This is a genomic window from Streptomyces sp. NPDC059355, from assembly GCF_042752335.1.
Taxonomy (GTDB): Bacteria; Actinomycetota; Actinomycetes; order Streptomycetales; family Streptomycetaceae; genus Streptomyces.
In genome coordinates this window covers 1-21,055 of record NZ_JBHYXN010000007.1, presented here as the reverse complement: position 1 = coordinate 21,055, position 21,055 = coordinate 1, and the positions used below count along the sequence as shown (strand labels likewise).

20 protein-coding genes are annotated in these 21,055 nt (G+C 72.2%); 8 read left to right on the top strand and 12 right to left on the bottom strand.

Annotated features, from left to right (window positions below; all coding sequences use genetic code 11):
- Positions 1-96: 96 nt before the first annotated feature.
- From ACFXGI_RS08935 to ACFXGI_RS08890, 10 genes are all read right to left on the bottom strand, one after another.
- A complete protein-coding gene (locus ACFXGI_RS08935) occupies positions 97-1,074 on the bottom strand; it encodes an NAD(P)H-quinone oxidoreductase (RefSeq protein WP_384704771.1) in 978 nt (325 codons plus the stop codon).
- A 46-nt stretch (positions 1,075-1,120) separates the two neighbouring features.
- The gene (locus tag ACFXGI_RS08930; protein ID WP_384704770.1) at positions 1,121-2,221 is read right to left on the bottom strand and encodes a potassium channel family protein; all 1,101 of its coding nucleotides are present in this window, start codon (positions 2,219-2,221) and stop codon (positions 1,121-1,123) included.
- The gene (locus ACFXGI_RS08925; protein ID WP_384704769.1) at positions 2,209-3,522 is read right to left on the bottom strand and encodes a molybdopterin molybdotransferase MoeA; all 1,314 of its coding nucleotides are present in this window, start codon (positions 3,520-3,522) and stop codon (positions 2,209-2,211) included. The genes ACFXGI_RS08930 and ACFXGI_RS08925 overlap by 13 nt, the downstream gene beginning before the upstream one ends.
- Entirely contained in the window at positions 3,519-4,430 is a 912-nt protein-coding gene (locus ACFXGI_RS08920; RefSeq protein WP_384704768.1) for an NTP transferase domain-containing protein, read from the bottom strand. Before ACFXGI_RS08920 ends, ACFXGI_RS08925 begins: the two co-directional genes overlap by 4 nt.
- Before the next feature lie 142 nt (positions 4,431-4,572).
- The gene (locus tag ACFXGI_RS08915) at positions 4,573-5,106 is read right to left on the bottom strand and encodes a bacterial proteasome activator family protein (protein WP_030857605.1); all 534 of its coding nucleotides are present in this window, start codon (positions 5,104-5,106) and stop codon (positions 4,573-4,575) included.
- Between the two features lie 93 nt (positions 5,107-5,199).
- On the bottom strand, positions 5,200-8,022 hold the full coding sequence (locus ACFXGI_RS08910) for an FtsX-like permease family protein (protein WP_384704767.1): 2,823 nt from the start codon (positions 8,020-8,022) through the stop codon (positions 5,200-5,202).
- Entirely contained in the window at positions 8,019-8,786 is a 768-nt protein-coding gene (locus tag ACFXGI_RS08905; RefSeq protein ID WP_384704766.1) for an ABC transporter ATP-binding protein, read from the bottom strand. Before ACFXGI_RS08905 ends, ACFXGI_RS08910 begins: the two co-directional genes overlap by 4 nt.
- 26 nt (positions 8,787-8,812) lie before the next feature.
- Positions 8,813-9,463: a PadR family transcriptional regulator gene (locus ACFXGI_RS08900; protein ID WP_384704765.1), complete on the bottom strand. Its 651-nt coding sequence runs from the start codon at positions 9,461-9,463 to the stop codon at positions 8,813-8,815.
- Between the two features lie 107 nt (positions 9,464-9,570).
- Positions 9,571-10,131, bottom strand: a complete 561-nt coding sequence (locus ACFXGI_RS08895) for a hypothetical protein (protein ID WP_384704764.1) — start codon at positions 10,129-10,131, stop codon at positions 9,571-9,573.
- A gap of 148 nt (positions 10,132-10,279) precedes the next feature.
- A complete protein-coding gene (locus tag ACFXGI_RS08890; protein ID WP_384704763.1) occupies positions 10,280-11,968 on the bottom strand; it encodes a protein kinase in 1,689 nt (562 codons plus the stop codon).
- A gap of 229 nt (positions 11,969-12,197) precedes the next feature.
- Here ACFXGI_RS08890 and ACFXGI_RS08885 point away from each other — a divergent pair, with 229 nt between their 5' ends.
- Positions 12,198-13,784: a protein kinase gene (locus tag ACFXGI_RS08885; protein ID WP_384704762.1), complete on the top strand. Its 1,587-nt coding sequence runs from the start codon at positions 12,198-12,200 to the stop codon at positions 13,782-13,784.
- Positions 13,785-13,798: 14 nt separating this feature from the next.
- Here the strand turns inward: ACFXGI_RS08885 and ACFXGI_RS08880 are convergent, their stop codons facing one another.
- Together ACFXGI_RS08880 and ACFXGI_RS08875 are read right to left on the bottom strand one after the other, a co-directional pair.
- Positions 13,799-14,215 (bottom strand): pyridoxamine 5'-phosphate oxidase family protein, encoded by a 417-nt coding sequence (locus ACFXGI_RS08880; protein ID WP_384704761.1) that lies wholly within the window; start codon positions 14,213-14,215, stop codon positions 13,799-13,801.
- Between the two features lie 128 nt (positions 14,216-14,343).
- Positions 14,344-15,006 (bottom strand): response regulator, encoded by a 663-nt coding sequence (locus ACFXGI_RS08875; protein WP_384704760.1) that lies wholly within the window; start codon positions 15,004-15,006, stop codon positions 14,344-14,346.
- A 326-nt stretch (positions 15,007-15,332) separates the two neighbouring features.
- Here ACFXGI_RS08875 and pdhA point away from each other — a divergent pair, with 326 nt between their 5' ends.
- The 7 genes from pdhA to ACFXGI_RS08840 all read left to right on the top strand — a co-directional run.
- The gene (gene pdhA, locus ACFXGI_RS08870; RefSeq protein ID WP_384704759.1) at positions 15,333-16,556 is read left to right on the top strand and encodes a pyruvate dehydrogenase (acetyl-transferring) E1 component subunit alpha; all 1,224 of its coding nucleotides are present in this window, start codon (positions 15,333-15,335) and stop codon (positions 16,554-16,556) included.
- On the top strand, positions 16,556-17,536 hold the full coding sequence (locus tag ACFXGI_RS08865) for an alpha-ketoacid dehydrogenase subunit beta (protein WP_030857582.1): 981 nt from the start codon (positions 16,556-16,558) through the stop codon (positions 17,534-17,536). Before pdhA ends, ACFXGI_RS08865 begins: the two co-directional genes overlap by 1 nt.
- Before the next feature lie 34 nt (positions 17,537-17,570).
- Positions 17,571-18,983 carry a dihydrolipoamide acetyltransferase family protein gene (locus ACFXGI_RS08860; RefSeq protein ID WP_384704931.1) on the top strand — a complete coding sequence of 471 codons (1,413 nt, stop codon included), beginning with the start codon at positions 17,571-17,573 and terminating at the stop codon, positions 18,981-18,983.
- A gap of 187 nt (positions 18,984-19,170) precedes the next feature.
- Positions 19,171-19,665, top strand: coding sequence for a hypothetical protein (locus ACFXGI_RS08855; RefSeq protein WP_384704758.1), 495 nt, complete (start codon positions 19,171-19,173; stop codon positions 19,663-19,665).
- Entirely contained in the window at positions 19,662-20,045 is a 384-nt protein-coding gene (locus ACFXGI_RS08850) for an Imm50 family immunity protein (RefSeq protein WP_384704757.1), read from the top strand. Before ACFXGI_RS08855 ends, ACFXGI_RS08850 begins: the two co-directional genes overlap by 4 nt.
- A 44-nt stretch (positions 20,046-20,089) precedes the next feature.
- A complete protein-coding gene (locus ACFXGI_RS08845) occupies positions 20,090-20,854 on the top strand; it encodes a hypothetical protein (RefSeq protein WP_384704756.1) in 765 nt (254 codons plus the stop codon).
- 65 nt (positions 20,855-20,919) lie between these two features.
- On the top strand, positions 20,920-21,055 hold a 136-nt coding region (locus ACFXGI_RS08840), incomplete at its 3' end, for a transposase (protein ID WP_384704930.1).

Sequence of the window (21,055 nt, the reverse complement as noted above, 5' to 3'; positions counted from 1 at the left end):
CCCTGCGGTCCTTCTCCCCCACCTGCTCTTCGCCCGTTCCCCGGGGAACGGCGCAAAAAGGCGGGGTGGGGAGAAGGACCCGCGCAGCGGGACCGGTCACGTGGTGAGCAGGAGCTTGCCCACGTGTGTGCTCGATTCCATCGTGCGGTGTGCCTCGGCGGCGTCCGCCATGGGGAAGGTGGCGTGGACCACCGGATTCACCCGGCCCGCGGCCACCAGCGGCCAGACGTGTTCCCGTACGGCCGCGACGATGGCGGCCTTCTCCTCCAGCGGCCGGGCCCGCAACGAGGTGGCGGTGATGGCCGCCCGCTTCGCCAGCAGCGCGCCCAGGTTGAGCTCCGCCTTCACCCCGCCCTGCAGCCCGATCACCGCGAGCCGGCCGTTCACGGCCAGCGCGTCCAGGTTCCGCGCCAGGTACTTCGCTCCCATGATGTCCAGGATCACGTCCGCCCCGGCGCCGCCCGTCGCGGCCCGCAGCTCCGCCACGAAGTCCTGCTCTCGGTAGTCGATCAGGATGTCCGCGCCCAGCTCCTTGCAGCGCGCCAGCTTCTCCGGGCCGCCCGCGGTCACCGCCACCGTCGCGCCGACCGCCTTCGCCAGCTGGATCGCCATCGTGCCGATGCCGCTGGATCCGCCGTGCACGAGCACCGTCTCGCCGGGGCGCAGGCCCGCCACCATGAACACGTTCGACCACACGGTGCAGGCCACCTCGGGCAGCGCCGCCGCCGTCACCAGGTCCACGCCGGCCGGGACCGGCAGCAGCTGGCCCGCAGGGACGGCCACCCGCTCCGCGTACCCGCCGCCGCCGAGCAGGGCGCACACCTCGTCGCCCACCGCCCAGCCGGACACGCCCGGCCCGAGGGCGGCGATCCGCCCCGAGCACTCCAGGCCGGGGTGGCGGGAGGCGCCGGGCGGGGGATCGTAGAACCCCTGGCGCTGGAGGACGTCGGCGCGGTTCACGGCGCTCGCCGCGACGTCGACGAGGACCTCGCCCTCGCCGGCCACCGGATCGGGTACCTCGGCCCAGACGAGGGCTTCGGGGCCGCCGGGCTGTTCGATGGTGATCGCATGCATGGCCCGGAGGGTACGCCACCTCGGCGCTCCATCGGCCAAGGCCCGTCTAGCCGGCAGGCCCCTTGGCCATCGGCGGCGAGGCGGGCGATGCCGCGCGCACGATGGTGATGAGACGGTCCGTCAGCTGGAGCGGGCTCGCGTGCGGGTCGTCGTAAGCGAGCAGCCGGTGCCCGCGCAGCACGCTCACCACCAGGTCCTCCGTCTCCCGTACGCCCTTGCCGACCTCGGCCTTCCGTACGGGCCGTTCGATCAGGTCCAGTCCGCTGCCCTGCTGGATCAGGTCCTCCATCACCGTGCCCGCGCTGGGGCTCAGCACCGAGAGTCCCAGCAGCCGGCCGGCCGCGCTCGCGCTCGTGATGACCGCGTCCGCACCCGACTGGCGCAGCAGCGGCGCGTTCTCCTCCTCGCGGACCGCCGCGACGATCTTCGCGCCGCGGTTCATCTGCCGAGCCGTCAGTGTGACCAGCACGGCGGTGTCGTCCCGCTGCGTCGCGATGACGATCTGACGGGCCTTCTGCAGCTCGGCACGGAGCAGCACATCGGAGCGCGTGGCATCCCCCACGACTCCGGTGAAGCCCTCCGCGTTGGCCGTGTCGATCACCTTGGCGCTCGGGTCCACGATGACGACCTGCTCCTTCCGGAGGCCGGTGGCCAGCAGCGTCTGCAGGGCCGAGCGGCCCTTGGTGCCGAAGCCGACGACGACCGTGTGCTCACGCAAGTTCTTCCTCCAGCGGCTCAGCCGCCACTCTTCGCGGGTCTTCTCGGTCAGGACTTCCAGCGTGGTTCCGACCAGGATGATCAGGAAGAGCACGCGCAGCGGCGTGATCAGCAGGATGTTGGTCAGCCGCGCGCTGTCGCTGTAGGGGACGATGTCGCCGTATCCGGTCGTCGACAGGGTCACCGTGGCGTAGTAGACGCAGTCGAGGAAATCGACGCTCTCGTTGGCGTTGTCGTGGTATCCGTCGCGGTCCAGCCACACGATCATGACCGTCAGGAACAGGACGAACAGGGCCATCAAAAGGCGTTTGCCGACCTGACGGAGCGGCTTCTCCACGACGCGCTTGGGCAGTTTGATGCGCCGTGAGACGAGTTTCTCGTCGGCGGCCCGGGCCATCGCGTCGTGGCCGTGGAGTTTCACGTGAAACATCCTCCTGAGACCCACGGCAGATCCAGGATCTCCAGGTCCTGTCCGTCGCGCGCGCCGTGCGGCGGTACGACGGCCAGCCCGTCGGCCGCGGCGACGCCGCGCAGCATCGCGGGACCGTTGTAGCGCAGCGGTACGGCGTGTTCGTCGGTCAGCAGCACCGGCACGAGCCGGGTGTCGTACGGGTGGCCGGGTACGTCGCCCTGCACCGGGACGGTGTACCGGGGCCGCTGGCGGCGGCCGGCCAGGGCGCGCAGCAGCGGTTCCGCGAGGGTCAGCAGTGCGGAGACGGCGGCGAGCGGGTTGCCGGGCAGGCCGACCAGGTGGCGTCCGTCGGTGCGGTCGCCGAGCCGGGCCAGCAGCATCGGGTGTCCGGGGCGTACGGCGACCCCGTCGACGAGCAGTTCGGCGCCGGCCTCGCGCAGGACCGGGTGGACGTGGTCGACGGGGCCGGAGGCGGTGCCGCCGGTGGTGATGACCAGGTCGGCGTCGGAGTCCGTGACGGCGGCCAGCAGGGCCTTGGCCCCGGCCGGGTCGTCGCCGAGCCGCCGGGTGGCGGTGACCTCGGCGCCGAGCCGCGTGAGCCAGGGGCCGAGCATGGGGCTGAGGGCGTCCCGGATCAGGCCGTCGTGCGGGCGGCCTTCGGTGAGCAGTTCGTCCCCGAGCACCAGGATCTCGACGCGGGGCCGGGGCCGGGTGGTGAGCTCGTCGTACCCGGCGGCCGCGGCGAGGCCCAGGACGGCCGGGGTGACGAGGGAGCCGGCGGGCAGCAGCAGGTCGCCGGAGCGGCATTCCTGGCCGCGCGGGCGGATGTCCTGGCCGGTGAGGACGGCCCGGTCGGCATGGAGCTGGGTGCCGGACTCGCGCGAGTGCTCGGTGCGGATCACGGCGGTGGTGTCGGCGGGGATCCGCGCGCCGGTCGCGATCCGTACGGCCTCGCCGTCGGCCAGCGGTTCGGGGCGGTCGGACCCGGCCAGCACCCCGGCGCCCGTGCGGATCGTCCATGGACCGGGGCCGGCCACGGCCCAGCCGTCCATGGCGGAGCTGTCGAAGGACGGCAGGTCGGTGAGCGCGTCCAGGGGCTGGGCCAGCACCTCGCCGAGCGCGTCCCCGAGGGGGACCCGGTGGGCGCGCGCCCTGATGCCGGAGCCGGCGCGGACGGCGGCCTCCCGCGCCTGCGGCCAGGCGGTGGCGCGGTGACGGCCGCCGCCGGCGGCGGGGTCGCCGGCGGCGGGGTCACGGCTGACCAGGGCCAGGGCCTCGTCGAGGGCCCGGAGGGCGTGGTCGGCGTCGGTGGGGGTCATCCTGAGCCGTTCTCTCGGGCCTCGGTCTTGCCTTCGGCGGCGGTCCTGCCCTCGGACGCAGCCTCGGCTTCGGCTTCGGCGGCCCAGCGCAGGGCCAGGTCGGCGGCCTTGCGGGAGGCCTCGGCGACGGCGGTGGCGGGGTCGGCACCTGCGGCTTCGGCCCGGGCGGCCGCGTAGCCGACCAGGAAGGTGGTCAGGGGGGCGGCGGGCCGGGCGACGCCGTGTGCGGCGTCACGGGCGAGGTCGAGCAGAATCTTGGTGTCGACGGCGATGTCGATGCCCAGCTCGGTCTTGGCGGCGTTGATCCATTGGTCCAGCACGTTTCCATGCTCCCTGATCCGGGCTCGGGCGACTGCGAGATCCTCCCAGGTGTCGCAGTCGAAGGAGGCGAGTGGTGCAGATTCCGTCACCTTGGCCAGGTCGAGCTCCGCGGTGAGCGAGCGCAGGGGGAGGCCGGAGAGGGTGCCGTGCTCGGTCGCCAGGAGGGCGATCTCGCGGCGCAGGGGTTCGGCGCGGTAGACGGCGACGAGGGGCTGGTCGCGGCCGGTGGGATCGCGCAGCAGGGCGCCGTCGCCTCCGGGGGCCGGGGCCCGGAGCAGCGTCCGGACCGTGTCCCGGTCGAGGAACGGCAGGTCGGCGGAGAGGACGAGGACCAGCTCGGCGGTGGTCGCGCGCAGGCCGGCGTCCAGGGCGGCGACGGGGCCGGCGCCGGGCGGGTCCTCCCGGGTCCAGCGGACCGGGCGGGCGGTGGGGCGGCGGCCGCCGACCACGACGGTGGTGGCGGCGTCGGCGCACGCGTCCAGGACGCGGTCGAGGAGAGCGCGCCCGCCGACCTGGAGGGCGGGCTTGTCCGCGCCCCCGAGTCGCCGCGCAGCGCCGCCGGCCAGGACGATCGCGTCGTAGGTCATACCTGTGAGTATGCGCGGCCCATGTCCCCGGCGGGGAGCTGCACTTACCACGGGCTTGTTCACGGGACCGGGGTCCTTGCTCATGGGACCGGGGTCCCGGGGCCGAAGCCCCGGGACCCCGGTCCTCATGTCACGTCGTCGCTTACAGGTAGGGGCCCGACCGGATGGCGCCGTGGCCGTCTTCCTCGTCCGTCGGGGCGCCCGGCGGGAGGGCGCGGCGCATCTGTTCCAGCTGGGCCCGCGCGGCCATCTGCTGCGCGAACAGCGCCGTCTGGATGCCGTGGAACAGGCCTTCCAGCCAGCCCACCAACTGGGCCTGGGCGATCCGCAGTTCCGCCTCGGAGGGGATGGCCTCCTCGGTGAAGGGGAGTGACAGGCGCTCCAGTTCCTCCACCAGTTCCGGAGCCAGACCGTCCTCCAGCTCCTTCACGGACGCTGCGTGGATGTCTTTCAGACGGACCCGGCTGGCCTCGTCCAGAGGTGCGGCGCGGACCTCTTCCAGAAGTTGCTTGATCATGCTGCCGATCCGCATGACCTTGGCGGGCTGTTCGACCATCTCCGTCACCGGGACCTCGCGCGACTCGTCATCGGCGCCGCCGACCGGCATCCCGTCCTGTCCCACGATCAGGCCGGGCGGGGGGCTGTCCTGCGACCGTTCACTCCTCGGCATCTCCATGCCGTCATTCTCTCGCACACCGTCTTACTCACACGGTGTGCCCCCGTACGGGCGTGATCCACCCTGTACGGGGGCGAGAACGCACAGTGACCGTCAGCCCGCCTCGCGCCGCGCCATGGCGCCGCTGGACTTGGTGACCAGGGCGGCCAGCAGGGCCGCGCCGAGCGGGACCACGACGAGCAGCCCGCCGAGGGTCTCCCACGGCACCGCGATCGGCACGTACAGCTTGTCGTTCGCGTCGCCGGCCATCTCCAAGAGGTGTTCGGTCTCCCGCCGCTGGACCAGCCGCAGGCCGACCGCCGGCAGGATGCCCGCCGCCGAGCCCAGGACCACGCCCATCAGGGCCACCACCCCGCACTGGAAACCGCTGAGCGTGCGCCGCACCCGTGGCGGTGCGCCGACCGCCGCCAGGGTCTTCAGATCGGCCTCGGCATCGGCCTGCGCGAGTCCGGTGGCGATGCCGGCCGCGCCGATGGTGACCAGGCCCGCGAAGATGGTCAGGGCCAGCATCGTCAGGTCGGCCTGGGCCTGGTAGCCGGCCTCGACGGTGACGGGGGCCTCCACGCCGATCTGGTCGATCCGCGCCGCCACCCGCTGCTTCTGCCGGCTGGTGGCCGTGCCGTCCAGGGTGAAGTACGAGGCGTACGGCAGGGTGGTCAGTCCGGCGCTCTTGGCCGCGGTGGGCGGCAGGACGAGCTCCAGGCCGTACCCCTCGGCGGTGTCGGGGGCCTGGTGGACGGCGAAGACCTTGTCCTCCCCCTTCGGGTCGACCCCCGGCTCGAAGGCGTCCTGCTTGTTGTCGATCAGCCGGAGGGTGACCTTGCCGTCCTTGACGTTGCGCTTGTCGAAGGAGACGCCCTTGCCCTCCTTCAGGGCGGACACCGCGCCCGGATCGGTGACCGCGAGCGCCGTCAGCAGCTTCTCGTCGGCGACGACCACGTCGAACTGCGCGGAGTGGCGGTTGTACACGCACCGCGGGTCCTTGCGCAGCCTCCTCTGCTCGGCGCGGTCGAACGAGTCGATCCCGTCCTTGGCCTCGTAGAGCGGGCAGCGCTGCTCCTTGGGCCGCATGATCTCGGTCCGGCCGCAGCCCTCGGGGCCGGTGAACCGCTCGCAGCCGGGCTTGCCGTACGAGATGTGGTCCACGTCCGCCCGTACGGCCAGCGGGAGTTCCTGTGCCAGGGCCTCGCGGACGGCGGGCACGTCCTTGCTGCGGCCGAGCTCGTGGATCGCCACCATCCCGGCGCCGTCCGGGAGATCGGCGACGTACTCGTGGCGGGCCTGGATCTCCGCGCTGTGCTGGTACGTGGCCACTGCGACGGTGCCGGCGACGGCGGCCAGGACGGCGGCCACGGCGGGGGCCGTACGGCCCCGGTTGCGCACGGCGTCGCGCAGCGCGAGCCGCGGCGACAGCGGCAGCCAGCGACCGAGCCGCCCGAACAGGCCGACCAGCACCGGGGTGAGGGCGACGATGCCCAGTTCGGCGATGGCGCTGCCGCCCGCGACGACGGTGGAGCCCATCCGGGAGGCCGTGCCGTAGAGGGCGATCGCGGCGCCGCCGGCGAGGGCGAGGAGGCCGAGGACGGGCAGTACCCGGTTGGCCCGGCGGGTCCCGCGACGGCCGGTGAGCGAGGCCAGCACGGTCTGCCGGGAGGCGGTGACGGCCGGGGCGATCGCGGCGAGCAGGCCGGTCACGACGGCGAGCAGGGCGATGCCGAAGATCTCCAGCGGGCGGAACGTGAACCCGCCGAAGCGCGAGCCGAGATACTCCTCCAGCGTCGACCGCAGCCCCAGGGTGAGGGCGACGCCGAGGACCGTGCCGATGACGGCGGCCGCGGCGCCGATGACGATGCCGCCGGAGAGCACGATGGCCCGGATGTGGCGCCGGTCGCCGCCGTTGGCGCCGACCAGGCCGAGCTGGCGGCGCGAGCGCCGGGCGCCGACCGCGAAGGCGGGGCCGGCCAGCAGGCAGATCTCCAGCATCGCGAGGCCGACGACCGTGGCCAGGACGGCCAGTTCGGTGGTCGGGAGCCCGTTGTCCCGGTTGTAGTAGCCCAGTTCCTTCTGCTGGACGATGTACGGCACGTCGGACTCGGCCGGCGGGTCGAGCTGCACGGCGCGGGAGACGACCTGCACGCTCTTCGTGTTGAGCGCCTTGACCATGTTCCACGTGAAACCATCGCCGCCGACCTTGACCAGGTAGGTGTCGGTGGCGACCACGCCGGGGACCCCGGCGGCCTGGAAGGCCTTGTCGAGCGGGGCCAGCAGGGTGCCGGGCGGGGCGAGGATCTCGCTCTTCCTCAGCTCGGACGGCAGCTCGTACGCGCCCACGATCCGGTACCAGGCGTTCGAGCCGCGCGCGCGGAACTCGGAGCCCACGAAGAACCCGGACTCCTCCAGGAAGGCGGTCGTGGCGACGACCTCGCCCGCCTCCTGCGGCAACTGTCCCCGCTGCAGCTCGATCATGCCCTTGACCAGCGGACTGGCCGCGTCGATCTCCCGCAGGTCGGTTTCCAGCAGGCCGTACCGGGTGCGGATCTTGGTGTGCGCCGTGCTGTCCTTGAGGGACTGGGCACCCGGCGGGATCGCGGAGGTCAGGAGGTTGGGATCCGTGTCCGACCTGGGGGTGTACTTGTCGTACCCGCCGACCGGCATGGAGTTCTTGCCCTCGACGTCCTGGTAGACGGGCCCGCTCAGCTCCGACTCCTTCAGCCGGGCGTCGGCCGCGCCGATGGCACGGGAGACCGTCTGCTCGGGGGAGAGCTGCGCGCTGCGCGTGGTGAGATCGGCGGCGCTCACGCCGACGATCGGCAGGGCGATCATCGCGAGGACGAGGGTGCTGCGGCCCTTGGCCCGCCAGGCATCGCGGCGGGCGATCCGGATGGCCGCGATCCACGCGTGGTACGAGGACTTCACCGGCCGGCCTGCCCGGAGAGCAGGGAGTCGGCCTGGCTGCGCAGGGTCTCGTCGACCACACTGCCGTCGCGCAGGAAGACCACGCGGTCCGCCCACGCGGCGAACCGCGGTTCGTGGGTGACGAGGATTCCGGCGGCGCCCGCGTCGCAGCGCGAGCGCAGCAGGGCGAGGACGGATTCGCCGGTCTCGGAGTCGAGGGCGCCGGTGGGCTCGTCCGCGAGGACCAGACGGCGGTCGCCGACGAGGGCCCGGGCGATGGCCACGCGCTGCTGCTGGCCGCCGGACATCTCGTCGGGGAAGCGGTCGGCGAGCTGCCCGAGGCCCATCTCCTCCAGCGCGGCCAGGGCCGAGACGCGGGCCTTGCGGGCGGAGATCCCGTCGAGCTCCCGGGGCAGTGCCACGTTCTCGGCGGCGGTGAGGGCCGGGATCAGGTTGTAGTCCTGGAAGACGTACCCGATGCTGCGGCGGCGCAGCGCGGCCAGCTGCTTGCGGCTCGCGGTGGTGATGTCCGTGCCCTCGACGATGACGTGGCCGCTGGTGGGCGTGTCGAGGCCGCCGGCCAGGGTGAGCAGCGTGGACTTGCCGGAGCCGGAGGGGCCCATGACGGCGACGAGCTCGCCGGGGTACACGGACAGGTCGATGCCGCGCAGGGCGTGCACCTCGGTGGCGCCGCTGCCGTGCGTGCGGACGAGCCGGGTGAGCTGGAGCACCGGCCGTTCCGACGGCGCGGGCGGTATGTGGGGCGCTGACTGCTGGTCGGGCATGGGTCCCCCCTGGGACGGTGGTGGCTTCAGCCGCGCGGCGTGCGGAAGGCGCGGGGCTTCGGTGCGGCGGTGGCCGCGGGGGCGTCTGTGTCTGCGGCCTGGGGTGGTTCGGGTTCGGCTCTCCGGTCGGCCGGCAGGGAGAGCCGTACGAGGCGTGATTCGGAGTGGTCGAGCCAGCGGGCCTCGGCCTCGGTCTGGAAGATCAGCTGCTCCAGGACCAGCAGCCAGGCCACGTCGTCGCGTTCGCGGGACTTCCCGCTCTCGATCGCGGCGAGGGCCTGCGCCTTGAGCCGGGTGTAGTCCTGCATCGCCTTGATCGTGGCGTGCCGCTGGGCCTGGATGACGGCGCGGATGTCCACTCCGGGGGCGCCCACGGCCATGGCGAGCTTGATGGACAGCTCGTCACGGGGCGGGTTGGTGCGGTCGACGGGGCGCTCGTACCACTGGTGCAGTTCAGCGCGTCCGGAGTCGGTGATGGCGTAGAGGGTGTGCCCGGCGGAGTCCTCGCCGCCGGGTGCGACGAGGCCGTCGCGTTCGAGGCGGGCGAGGGTGGTGTACACCTGCCCGACGTTGAGCGGCCAGGTGGAGCCGGTGCGGGATTCGAACTCGGTACGCAGCTGAGAGCCGTACCGAGGACCCCTTTCCAGCAGGGCGAGGAGGCCGTGGCGGATCGACATACTCAGTATGTATACCGAGTATGCAGGGCCGCGCAACCATCCTGAGGCGTAGGCCGCAGGAGGGACGGGCGCCCCCGCCTCCGGCTCGGGACGGGTTCGCGGGGGCGTCAGAGGCCCTTGCGCAGCCGCATCCCGAGGTAGCCGAGCCCCAGCCCCATCAGGGCGAATCCGGTGCCGAGCGGCAGTATGTGCGCGGCCAGGTCGGCAGCGCGCTCGTTCGGCCCGGTGCCGATCGCGGTGACCACGGGCGGGGGGCTCGGCGCGGGTGGCGGCTGTACCGGCTGCGGGCTGGCCGGACGATGGTGCGGGCGGGCCGGGAGGAGGGGGCGGGCGGCGAGCACGGTCTCCGGGTTCGCCGGCTCGGCGGCGGGCCTCCCGGGCCGCTCCCGCCCGACCCCGGCGGCGCTGCCGGCGAGCTCCTCGTACGCCTCGTGCGGTACGTCGGCCACCGGATCGGGCTCGGTGTCGTCGGTCTTCGGCGCGGCGGCGGGAGCCCTGCCGGGGTGGGGCGCGGTGAGGGGGCGGACGGCCGCGGACCGGCCGGCCGGGGACGAGGCGGCGGCGGAGGCCGCGGACACGGCGGACGCGGCAGGGGCGGCGGGGGACAGCGCGGCGGCGGCCACTGCCGCCCCGGCCAGCCAGCGCTGCGCGCGGAGGCGTTGAGTCACGGGGAGCCCCTCCCGTCCCGAGCAGCCGAGATGTTGGGCTCAGGTTCACACACCGGGGCAAAACAGGCATCCCGGGCGCCCCATCAAGGGCGCCCGGGATGCCGGGACGGACCAACTGCTCCGGACTGCTCCGGACTGCTGCTCCGGACTACTCCGGATTGCCGGTCGACACGGTCAGCGTGTACTCCGTGCCTTCCTTGTCGATCTTCTCTCCGGCGCGGGGGTTCTGCTCGAGCACCGTGTCCTTGCCGTACACGGCCTCGTCCTTCTCGACGATCTTGTACTTGCCGCCGGAGGCCTGGATGCACGCCTTGACCGAGAGCAGGTTCTTGTAGGTCAGGTCCGGCGCCGAGTACTTGTTGGCGTCGTTGTAGGACTTCACCGGCTCCTTGCACTTGGCCGGGTCGATCGTGCGCGAGGTGTCCGGACCCTTGAAGCCGCCCTTGGCCGAGCCCGAGGCGGCCGCGGAGGCCCCCGGCGACGAGGCCGTGTCGCCGGTCTTGTCCTTGTCGCCGTTGCCGTTCATCGAGATCGCCGCGATCAGACCGCCGATGGCCAGCACCGCCACCGCGATCGCGCCGATGACCACCGGCATGTTCCGCTTGTCGCCGCCCCCTCCGGAGGCGGTCGTGGAGCCCGCCGGGGAGATCGTGAACGGCGGCGGGGTCTGCGGGGCGTACTGCTGCTGGTGCGAGACCGGCTGCTGCTGCGGCGGGTAGGCGTACCCGCCCTGCCCGTGCTGCTGCTGCGCCGTCGGCGCCGCGGTCTGCGGGGCGTACGGGGACGGCGTCGGGGTCGGCGCGTACGGCTGCTGCAGGGACTGGGCCGGCGGGGCCTGGAACCCGGAGTCCACCGGCGGGAACACGGCCGAGCCGACGCCCGCGCCGCTGCCGCCCGTGTGCGCGCCCGGAACGATGGCCGGGGCCCCGGCCTGGCCGGCCGACATCACCCGGGCGACCTCGTCGCGCATGGCCGCGGCCGTGGGGAAGCGCTCGTTCGGGTTCTTCTTCAGGGCCCGCGCCACGAGCGCGTCCATCGCCGGGGTGACCGAGCGGTTGATGGAGGAGGGAGCGACCGGCTCCTCCTGCACGTGCGCGTACGCGATGGCCAGCGGCGAGTCCGCGTCGAACGGGATCCGGCCGGTCAGCAGCTGGAACAGCATGATGCCGACCGAGTACAGGTCGGACCGGGCGTCGACCCCGCGCCCCAGCGCCTGCTCGGGCGAGAGGTACTGGGGGGTGCCGACGACCATGCCGGTCTGCGTCATCGAGGTGACCCCCGACTGCATGGCGCGGGCGATGCCGAAGTCCATCACCTTGACCAGGCCGCGCTTGGTCATCATCACGTTGCCGGGCTTGATGTCGCGGTGGACCAGGCCCATCTCGTGGCTGACCTCCAGCGCGGCCAGTACGTCGGCCGTCACCTTCAGCGCCTTGTCGGCCGGCATCGCCCCGTACTGGCGGATGTCCGCCTCCAGGACCGAGCCCAGGGGCCGGCCCTCCACGTACTCCATGACGATGTACGGCATCACCGAGGCGTCGCCCGCCCCGGGGCCGCTGAACGTCACTTCGCCCTCGCCCGTGTCGAAGACCGAGACGATGTTCGTGTGCGACAGTTTCGCAACAGCCTGCGCTTCACGGCGGAAGCGCTCGCGGAACGACTGCTCCCGGCCGAGATCGCTGTGCAGGGTCTTGATGGCGACCTGCCGGTCGAGCGCCGAGTCGTACGCCAGGTAGACGGACGCCATGCCGCCCGCACCCAGCAAGTCCCTTAGCTGGTAACGGCCACCGGCCAGAGAGCCGCCCGCGTACTGGCCCTGAGTGCCGTCCTGGCTCATGACTGTTGCTTCCCCTCGGGATGTGTCCCAACGCCTCTGGCTGAGCGCATGTGGCGCCCAGTCTGCCGGAGGGCAAGCACACGTCAAGCCAGGTGCCCGTTCCGTGACCACGGGGGCACGGCGCGCCATTGTCCGAACGGCGACCTGTTCCGAGGCTGTAGCGTTCATCGGAGCACCCGAAAAGGACCTACCGCTGAGCGGCGGCCGAGAGAGACGACGGCGAGGACTGATGGCACCCGAACCCGAGGGAAACGGCGCCGGGATGGCCGATGGTCCTGAGCATTGGGGCGCCGGCGGCCTGGTCGGCGACGGCCGCTACCGGCTCACCCACCGCCTGGGCCGCGGCGGCATGGCGGAGGTGTTCGCCGCCGAGGACGTCCGGCTGGGCCGGACCGTCGCCGTGAAGCTGCTGCGCGCCGACCTCGCGGAGGACCCGGTCTCCAAGGCCCGCTTCACGCGTGAGGCGCAGTCGGTCGCCGGGCTCAACCACCACGCCGTCGTCGCCGTGTACGACTCCGGCGAGGACAAGGTCGGCCCCAACACCGTCCCGTACATCGTGATGGAGCTGGTCGAGGGCCGCACCATCCGCGATCTGCTGATCAGCGCCGAGGCCCCGGGCCCGGAGCAGGCGCTCATCATCACCGCGGGCGTGCTCGAAGCGCTCGCGTACTCGCACCAGCACGGCATCGTGCACCGCGACATCAAGCCCGCCAACGTCATCATCACCGAGACCGGCGCGGTCAAGGTCATGGACTTCGGCATCGCGCGCGCCCTGCACGGCGCCCAGTCGACGATGACCCAGACCGGCATGGTCATGGGCACCCCGCAGTACCTGTCGCCCGAGCAGGCGCTCGGCAAGGCGGTGGACCACCGCTCCGACCTGTACGCGACCGGCTGCCTGCTGTACGAACTGCTCGCCCTGCGGCCCCCGTTCACCGGTGAGACCCCGCTGTCGGTGGTCTACCAGCACGTGCAGGACGCGCCGGTTCCGCCCTCGCAGCTGCCGGAGGGCCACCACATCCCGCAGGAGCTCGACGGGCTCGTCATGCGCTCCCTCGCCAAGGACCCGGACGACCGGTTCCAGAGCGCCGAGGAGATGCGCGGGCTGGTCCAGTACGCGCTCCAGATGCTGCACGACCAGGGCGCGAACACCGGCACCTGGAACACCGGTCCGGTCACGATGGCCCTGCCGCACGGGCGCGGCGGGGCCGCGCAGACCACGGCGATGCCGATGGGCCAGACCGGTGGGCAGCAGCCGTACGGGGCACACGCCACGACCTCGCAGTTCCAGCAGCCGATGGTGCCGCCGCTGAACCCGGACGACGGCTCGGCCTTCCCCGGCGGGGGCGGGTACGACAACCACGGCCACGGCGGCGGGCAGGGCGGCCGCGACGGGTACGAGGCCTACGACGACCGCGGCGGCAGCCGCTGGAAGCTGTGGCTGTTCGCGGTGCTGGCCATCGTCGCGATCGCGGGCGGCGTGGCGTACGCCGTCAACTCGGTGTCGGGCAAGAACAACGACGACAGCACTCCGCCGGCCGTCCAGAGCTCTTCGAGCGGCCAGCAGAGCACCCCGTCCGACCAGCAGGTGACTCCCTCGCAGGAGACGCCGTCGACGCGCCAGTCGGAGGAGCACGTGCCGTCGCCGAGCCGTAGCAAGTTCACCCAGAGCGCCACGCCGTCCACGTCGCCTTCGACCAGCCCGTCGACTTCGGCGTCGAGCAGTCCGTCGAAGTCCCCGTCGAAGTCGGCGTCGCCGTCGAAGAGCGTGTCTCCGCCGGTGGACCCGCCGAATAACCCCCTGGAAGACCAGTAAGCGGAATTCGCAGCTCAGAGGGCGTGCTGGTACTCCCTGTCCGGATTTCCGGCCAGGGAGTGCACGGTGACGAACTGGGGCTCGATGCGCATGTGGACGGGGTCGAAGACCGCGCCGTCCACGAAATGCGGAACCGGTCCGAACAGTTCCAGTTCCCGGGTGGTCGGCTCGACGACCTGGGCCGTTCCGGTGAACTGCACGGACCACAGTCGGGAGTCGGCGGAATTGAAGTTGTCGGCGCCGTAGGCCACCACGCTGCCGTTGCACGCCTGGTGGTAGCCGAAGCCCGCGTGCATTCTCAGCACGACGTTGCCGTCCACCACGATGTGGCGGGCGAGGGCGAGGAAGGGCAGCGCGCGCATGCTGGTGGCCACCCTGCCGTACGGCACCCGGCGCAGCAGTTCGATGGCGTGGAGTTCCTCCGGAGACATGCGTCTACTGTCCGGTACGGACGCTCCGCCGAAAAGAGGAAGCCGCCCCGATGATCGGGGACGTTGGTCCCGAGTGAAACGGCTCCCCGGTCGATCGGGTGTGTCGGGTGTATCGGGTGTGCCGTCGGTCAGGCGCGCTTCTCGGCCTGCAGCCGGGCCACGTACGCCGCGGCCTGGGAGCGGCGCTCCATGCCCAGCTTGGACAGCAGGCTGGAGACGTAGTTCTTGATGGTCTTCTCGGCCAGGTGCAGCCGCTCGCCGATGACGCGGTTGGTCAGGCCCTCACCGATCAGGTCGAGGATCTTCCGCTCCTGCTCGGTGAGGTTGGACAGGCGGTCGTCGCCCTTGCCGTTCTTGCCGTCGCGCAGCCGCTCCAGCACCCGCGCCGTGGCGACGGGGTCGAGCAGCGACTTGCCGGCCGCCACGTCCCGTACGGCGCTGAGCAGCTCATTGCCGCGGATCGCCTTGAGCACGTAGCCCGAGGCCCCGGCCATGATCGCGTCGAAGAGGGCCTCGTCGTCGGCGAACGAGGTCAGCATCAGGCACTTGATGTCCTCGTCCTGGGAACGGACCTCGCGGCAGACCTCCACACCGCTGCCGTCCGGCAGGCGCACGTCGAGCACGGCCACGTCGGGACGGGTGGCGGGGATGCGTACCAGGGCGTCCGCGGCGGTGCCGGCCTCGCCGACGATCTCGATGTCGTCTTCGACCGAAAGGAGCTCATGGACACCCCGACGTACCACTTCGTGGTCGTCCAGGAGGAATACCTTGATTTTTCCGTCTTCGCGCACGAACTCAGTTTCACACACTCACCCCTTCCCTGGCGTCGTTACCCGGGATAACGTGCCGTTGTTCCGGCCCCCTGCAAGGCTGTGACCAGTGGTTGTTCCCCGCCCTGCCGATTTACTTGGAAATCCAAGCAAAAACGCAGGTCAAGTGGGGTTTCGCAGTTATGCGGCGCACTGGGTAACGTGCATTGCGCAGGGCACTTGCCGGGGCACCTGTCACGCCCGAATCCGTACATGACGCGCACCCACCCTTGTGCGCTGGTACAGATTCGGGTGAGCCGCACTGGACCCCGGAGAACCCGGGAGCCGGACCGACGGAGGAGCAACACGTGACCGTGGAGAGCACTGCCGCGCGCAAGCCGCGACGCAGCAGCGGCACCAAGCGGGCGGCAGGCGCGGCGAGCGCCGCCAAGGCCCCCGCTGCCAAGGCTGCCGCCACCGCGCAGAACGCCGAGCCCCAGCTCGTACAGCTGCTGACGCCCGAAGGGGAACGGGTCAGCGCAGCGGACAATCCCGACGCCGCGGAGTTCCTCTCCTTCGTCGAGGACATCACCACCGAGGACCTGCGCGGGCTCTACCGCGACATGGTCCTGACCCGCCGTTTCGACGGCGAGGCGACCGCCCTGCAGCGCCAGGGCGAGCTGGGCCTGTGGGCCTCGCTGCTCGGGCAGGAGGCCGCCCAGATCGGCTCCGGCCGCGCGCTGCGCGACGACGACTACGTCTTCCCGACGTACCGCGAGCACGGCGTGGCCTGGTGCCGCGGAGTCGACCCGACGAACCTGCTCGGCATGTTCCGCGGCGTGAACCACGGCGGCTGGGACCCGAACACCAACAACTTCCACCTGTACACGATCGTCATCGGCTCGCAGACGCTGCACGCGACCGGTTACGCGATGGGTGTGGCCAAGGACGGCGCGGACTCCGCGGTCATCGCCTACTTCGGCGACGGCGCGTCCAGCCAGGGCGACGTGGCCGAGGCGTTCACCTTCTCGGCCGTCTACAACTCCCCCGTGGTGTTCTTCTGCCAGAACAACCAGTGGGCGATCTCCGAGCCGACCGAGCGCCAGATGCGCGTGCCGCTGTACCAGCGCGCCCAGGGCTTCGGCTTCCCGGGCGTCCGCGTGGACGGCAACGACGTCCTGGCCTGCCTCGCGGTCACCCGCTGGGCGCTGGCGCGGGCCCGAGCGGGCGAGGGCCCGACCCTGGTCGAGGCGTTCACGTACCGCATGGGCGCGCACACCACCTCCGACGACCCGACGAAGTACCGGCGGGACGAGGAGACGCAGGCCTGGGAGGCGAAGGACCCGATCCTGCGCCTGAAGACCTACCTGCTGGCCAGCGGCGGGGCCGACGAGGCCTTCTTCGAGGGCCTGGAGGCCGAGAGCGAGACGCTGGGCAAGCGGGTGCGCGAGGTCGTGCGCGCCATGCCCGACCCGGACACCATGGCGATCTTCGAGAACGTCTACGCGGACGGGCACGCGCTCGTCGACGAGGAGCGCGCCCAGTTCGCCGCCTACCTCGCTTCCTTCGAGTCGGCCGAGGAGGGCAACTGATGGCTGTCGAGAAGATGTCGATCGCGAAGGCGCTCAACGAGTCCCTGCGCAAGGCCCTGGAGCAGGACCCGAAGGTCCTGATCATGGGCGAGGACGTCGGCAAGCTGGGCGGTGTCTTCCGGATCACCGACGGCCTGCAGAAGGACTTCGGCGAGGAGCGGGTCATCGACACCCCGCTCGCCGAGTCCGGCATCGTCGGCACGGCGATCGGCCTGGCGCTGCGCGGCTACCGGCCTGTGGTGGAGATCCAGTTCGACGGGTTCGTCTTCCCCGCGTACGACCAGATCGTCACGCAGCTCGCGAAGATGCACGCGCGGGCGCTGGGCAAGGTCAAGATGCCGGTCGTCGTGCGCATCCCGTACGCCGGCGGCATCGGCGCGGTGGAGCACCACTCGGAGTCCCCCGAGGCGCTGTTCGCGCACGTCCCGGGCCTGAAGGTGGTCTCGCCCTCGAACGCGAGCGACGCGTACTGGATGCTCCAGCAGGCGATCCTCAGCGACGACCCGGTGATCTTCTTCGAGCCGAAGCGGCGCTACTGGGACAAGGGCGAGGTCGACACCGACGCCATCCCCGGCGAGCTGCACAAGGCGCGCGTGGCGCGCGAGGGCTCCGACATCACCCTGGCGGCCTACGGCCCGATGGTGAAGGTCTGTCTGGAGGCGGCGGCCGCGGCGGCCGAGGAGGGCAAGTCGGTGGAGGTCGTGGACCTGCGCTCGATGTCCCCGATCGACTTCGACGGGCTGCAGGTCTCGGTGGAGAAGACCCGCCGGCTCGTGGTCGTCCACGAGGCCCCGGTGTTCCTGGGCACGGGCGCGGAGATCGCCGCCCGCATCACGGAGCGGTGCTTCTACCACCTGGAGGCGCCGGTGCTGCGCGTGGGCGGCTTCCACGCCCCGTACCCGCCGGCCCGCCTGGAGGACGAGTACCTGCCGGGCCTGGACAGGGTGCTCGACGCCGTCGACCGCTCGCTTGCGTACTGAGGAGAGCGTTCCCGTGACGATCCGCGAATTCAAGATGCCCGACGTGGGCGAGGGCCTGACCGAGGCCGAGATCCTCAAGTGGTACGTCCAGCCGGGTGACACCGTCACCGACGGCCAGGTCGTCTGCGAGGTCGAGACGGCGAAGGCGGCCGTGGAGCTGCCGATCCCGTTCGACGGGGTCGTGCACGCGCTGCTGTTCGAGGAGGGCACCACGGTCGACGTCGGCCAGGTGATCATCTCGGTGCAGACGGGTGCGGCGGAGGCTCCCGTGGCCGCCGCTGCCGCCGCCGTCGAGGCTCCTGTCGCGGCCGAGGCCGCCGAGGAGCCGGCCGCCCCCGCCCGCCAGCCCGTCCTGGTCGGCTACGGGGTCTCCCAGGCCTCGACGAAGCGCCGCCCGCGCAAGGCCGCGCCGGCCGCGCAGAACGGCAGCGCCCCGGTGGCGCTGCCGGCCGTACCGGCCCAGCCGGAGGCGGCTCCGGCCGCCGCCGCCGGGCTGAACGGCAACGGCACCGGCCACGCCGCCGGGGAGCGCCCGCTGGCGAAGCCGCCGGTGCGCAAGCTGGCCAAGGACCTCGGCATCGACCTGGCCTCCGTGGTGCCCACCGGCGAGGGCGGGGTCGTGACCCGCGAGGACGTGCACGCCGCCGCGGCGGCCGCGATCACCCCGCAGGCGGCGGTGCCCGCGCCGGCCCAGGCCGTATCGGTACCCGTACCGGTCCAGGCCGAGGCACCGGTGGCCGGGGGCGCCCGGGAGACCCGTATCCCGGTCAAGGGCGTCCGCAAGGTCACGGCGCAGGCGATGGTCGGCTCGGCGTTCACCGCGCCGCACGTCACCGAGTTCATCACCTTCGACGTGACCCGCACGATGAAGCTGGTCCAGGAGCTCAAGGAAGACCCGGACCTCGCCGGTCTGCGGATCAACCCGCTGCTGCTCATCGCCAAGGCGGTGCTCGTGGCCATCCGCCGCAACCCGGACGTCAACGCGTCCTGGGACGAGGCGGCCCAGGAGATCGTGCTCAAGCACTACGTCAACCTGGGCATCGCGGCGGCCACCCCGCGCGGCCTGATCGTCCCGAACATCAAGGACGCGCACGCCAAGACCCTCGGCGAGCTGTCGACGGCCCTGTCCGAGCTGGTCGCCACGGCCCGCGACGGCAAGACCTCCCCGGCCGACATGCAGAACGGCACCATCACCATCACCAACGTCGGCGTCTTCGGCGTCGACACCGGTACGCCCATCCTGAACCCCGGCGAGTCCGCAATCCTCGCGGTCGGCGCGATCAAGCTCCAGCCGTGGGTCCACAAGGGCAAGGTGAAGCCGCGCCACGTCACCACCCTGGCGCTGTCGTTCGACCACCGCCTCATCGACGGCGAGCTCGGCTCGAAGTTCCTGGCGGACATCGCGTCCGTCCTGGAACACCCGCGCCGCCTGATCACCTGGGCGTAGCCCGGTCCTGATCGATCCGGTACCCGAAGCCCCCCTCGCCACCGCACCGCGAGGGGGGCTTCGGCGTGACGCAGACGTCCTGGGCAGAACCCCCGGCCCCGGGGGATGATCACCGTATGAGATGTGGCCTGGCCGACCTTCCGGACGGCACGGAGATCCGCCCGGTCCCGGAGCCGGAGGCGTAGCCGTGCGATGGGACCGGTACGTCGCGAACGGCGACGTCTTCGCGCCGTACTACGACGAGGTGCCCGATCTGGCCGGCGTCCGGCTGCGGTCGGTGCGCCTGGACGGCTGGGCCCCGTCCGTCGTCCTGCGGCTCGACCTGCCGAGGTACCCGGACCGCTGGGACGGCGGCGGGCCGGGCGACACCCTGCAGTGCCAGCTCGCGTTCTCGCACGTGGAGGACTTCGAGATGGCGGGCTGGCAGCCGCCGGTCACGGCCGACGTCGCCCTGACCGCCCTGCCCCGGCACCGGCTGGCCGTACGGATCACGGCGGCGGGCGCGGACGTGTCGTTCACGGCGAACGCATCGGTCCAGGCCGGCACCCTGAGCGTCTTCACCCGCTCCGACGACGGCTCCGACGACGGACCGCACCAGCGCACGAACGCGTTCTGGCAGCGCCGCCATCCGACGGTGCCGCCGACGTACGAGAACATCTACTACCGGCGGGTCATGGGATGAACACCTGGCCCGAGTTGACGGCGCTCTACGAGGTCCTGCCGGAGCTGGGCTCGTGCGCCCTCTACGACGTCCACATCGACGAGCGGGACACCTCCGTCACCCTCGGCTTCGAGACGGCCCACCTCCCCGACCACCCGCTCCCCGAATGGGGCGAGCCGGGAACGGCGTACAACACCCTCTACTTCACCCTCGTGTTCACCGGTGTACGGGACCTGCGGATCTCGGGGATCCTCGCGGAAGCCGAACGCACGGTCCGCATCACCGAGGCGGCCACGGGCCGGTGTGAGGTTGCGGTGGCCGGCGGGACGCGCTCGATCCGCTTCTCGGCGGCCGGGTCGCGCGTGACCCGGGTCCGCGTCGGGCTCCAAGGGGCGCTCTGACACCCGCAGGCGGTAGCCTCCCGGCCGGGGAAGGGGGGCCGGGAGTGGCCATCGCCGAGCTGCAGGTGTACTCCGTCGAGGAGGCCGACGTCACGGGCGGGGTGTGCGTGGTGCGGTGCCTCGGCGGGGTCGCGCGCGCCGGGCAGGTCTACGCCGTCGGGGAGTTGCGGCTCGGGCTGCGGCGGATCGAGCGGTACGGGCGCAGCGTGGCCTTCTTCGACGCGGGGCACGTGGCCAAGGTCCACCTCACCGGAGCCCTGGTGGCGCTGCTCACCCGGGGGCAGGTGCTGACGGCCGTCCCGCCCGGCGGGCACGCGCTGGAGGACATCGAGGCCTGGCTGGCCACCGACCCCCCGCTGCTCGACGAGCCGCATCCGCTGACCCTGCGGGCGCTGGCCGTGGGCCGGATGCAGGGGGACCGGCTGCCCGAGGGGACCCGGCTGCGCTGGGGCGGGGTGGCGCTGGCCGCGACGTACCGCAAGGCGGACTGGGAGGGCTCGCACCCGCTGGACCGCGCGGTCGAGGTGGCCGCCGTACGGGGCTACCTGATCGGGCAGTTCGGCCCGGGCCGCGGCGGCGACCCGGAGCAGCTGTGCCGCGACGCGCTCGCGCTGATCGACCTGACCCCGGCGGAGGCGGCCGCGGAGGCCCGCACCTGGCGCGACCTGCCGCGGCCCCGCATCCAGCACCTGCGGCGCATCAAGCTCCTGCTGCCCTGGATGGCCCTCGTACGGCCCCACCTCGCGGACGGCGACCCGCTCGCGGTGGCGGTCGACGCCTGGTCGGCGGTCCGCCCGCGGCTGCCGTAGCGCCGGCCGGGAAGCGGCTAGGGTCTGTTGCGAAAGTGGATCTTGTTCGTTCATGATCACGTCTTGTGGGACGTGGAGATCTGACGAACGGCCAGTGGGCCCGGCTTGAGCCGCTGCTGCCGCAGGGCATCAAGCCGGGCCGGCCGCAGGTGTGGACGCGTCGGCAGCTGATAGACGGCATACGGTGGCGGATCCGCACTG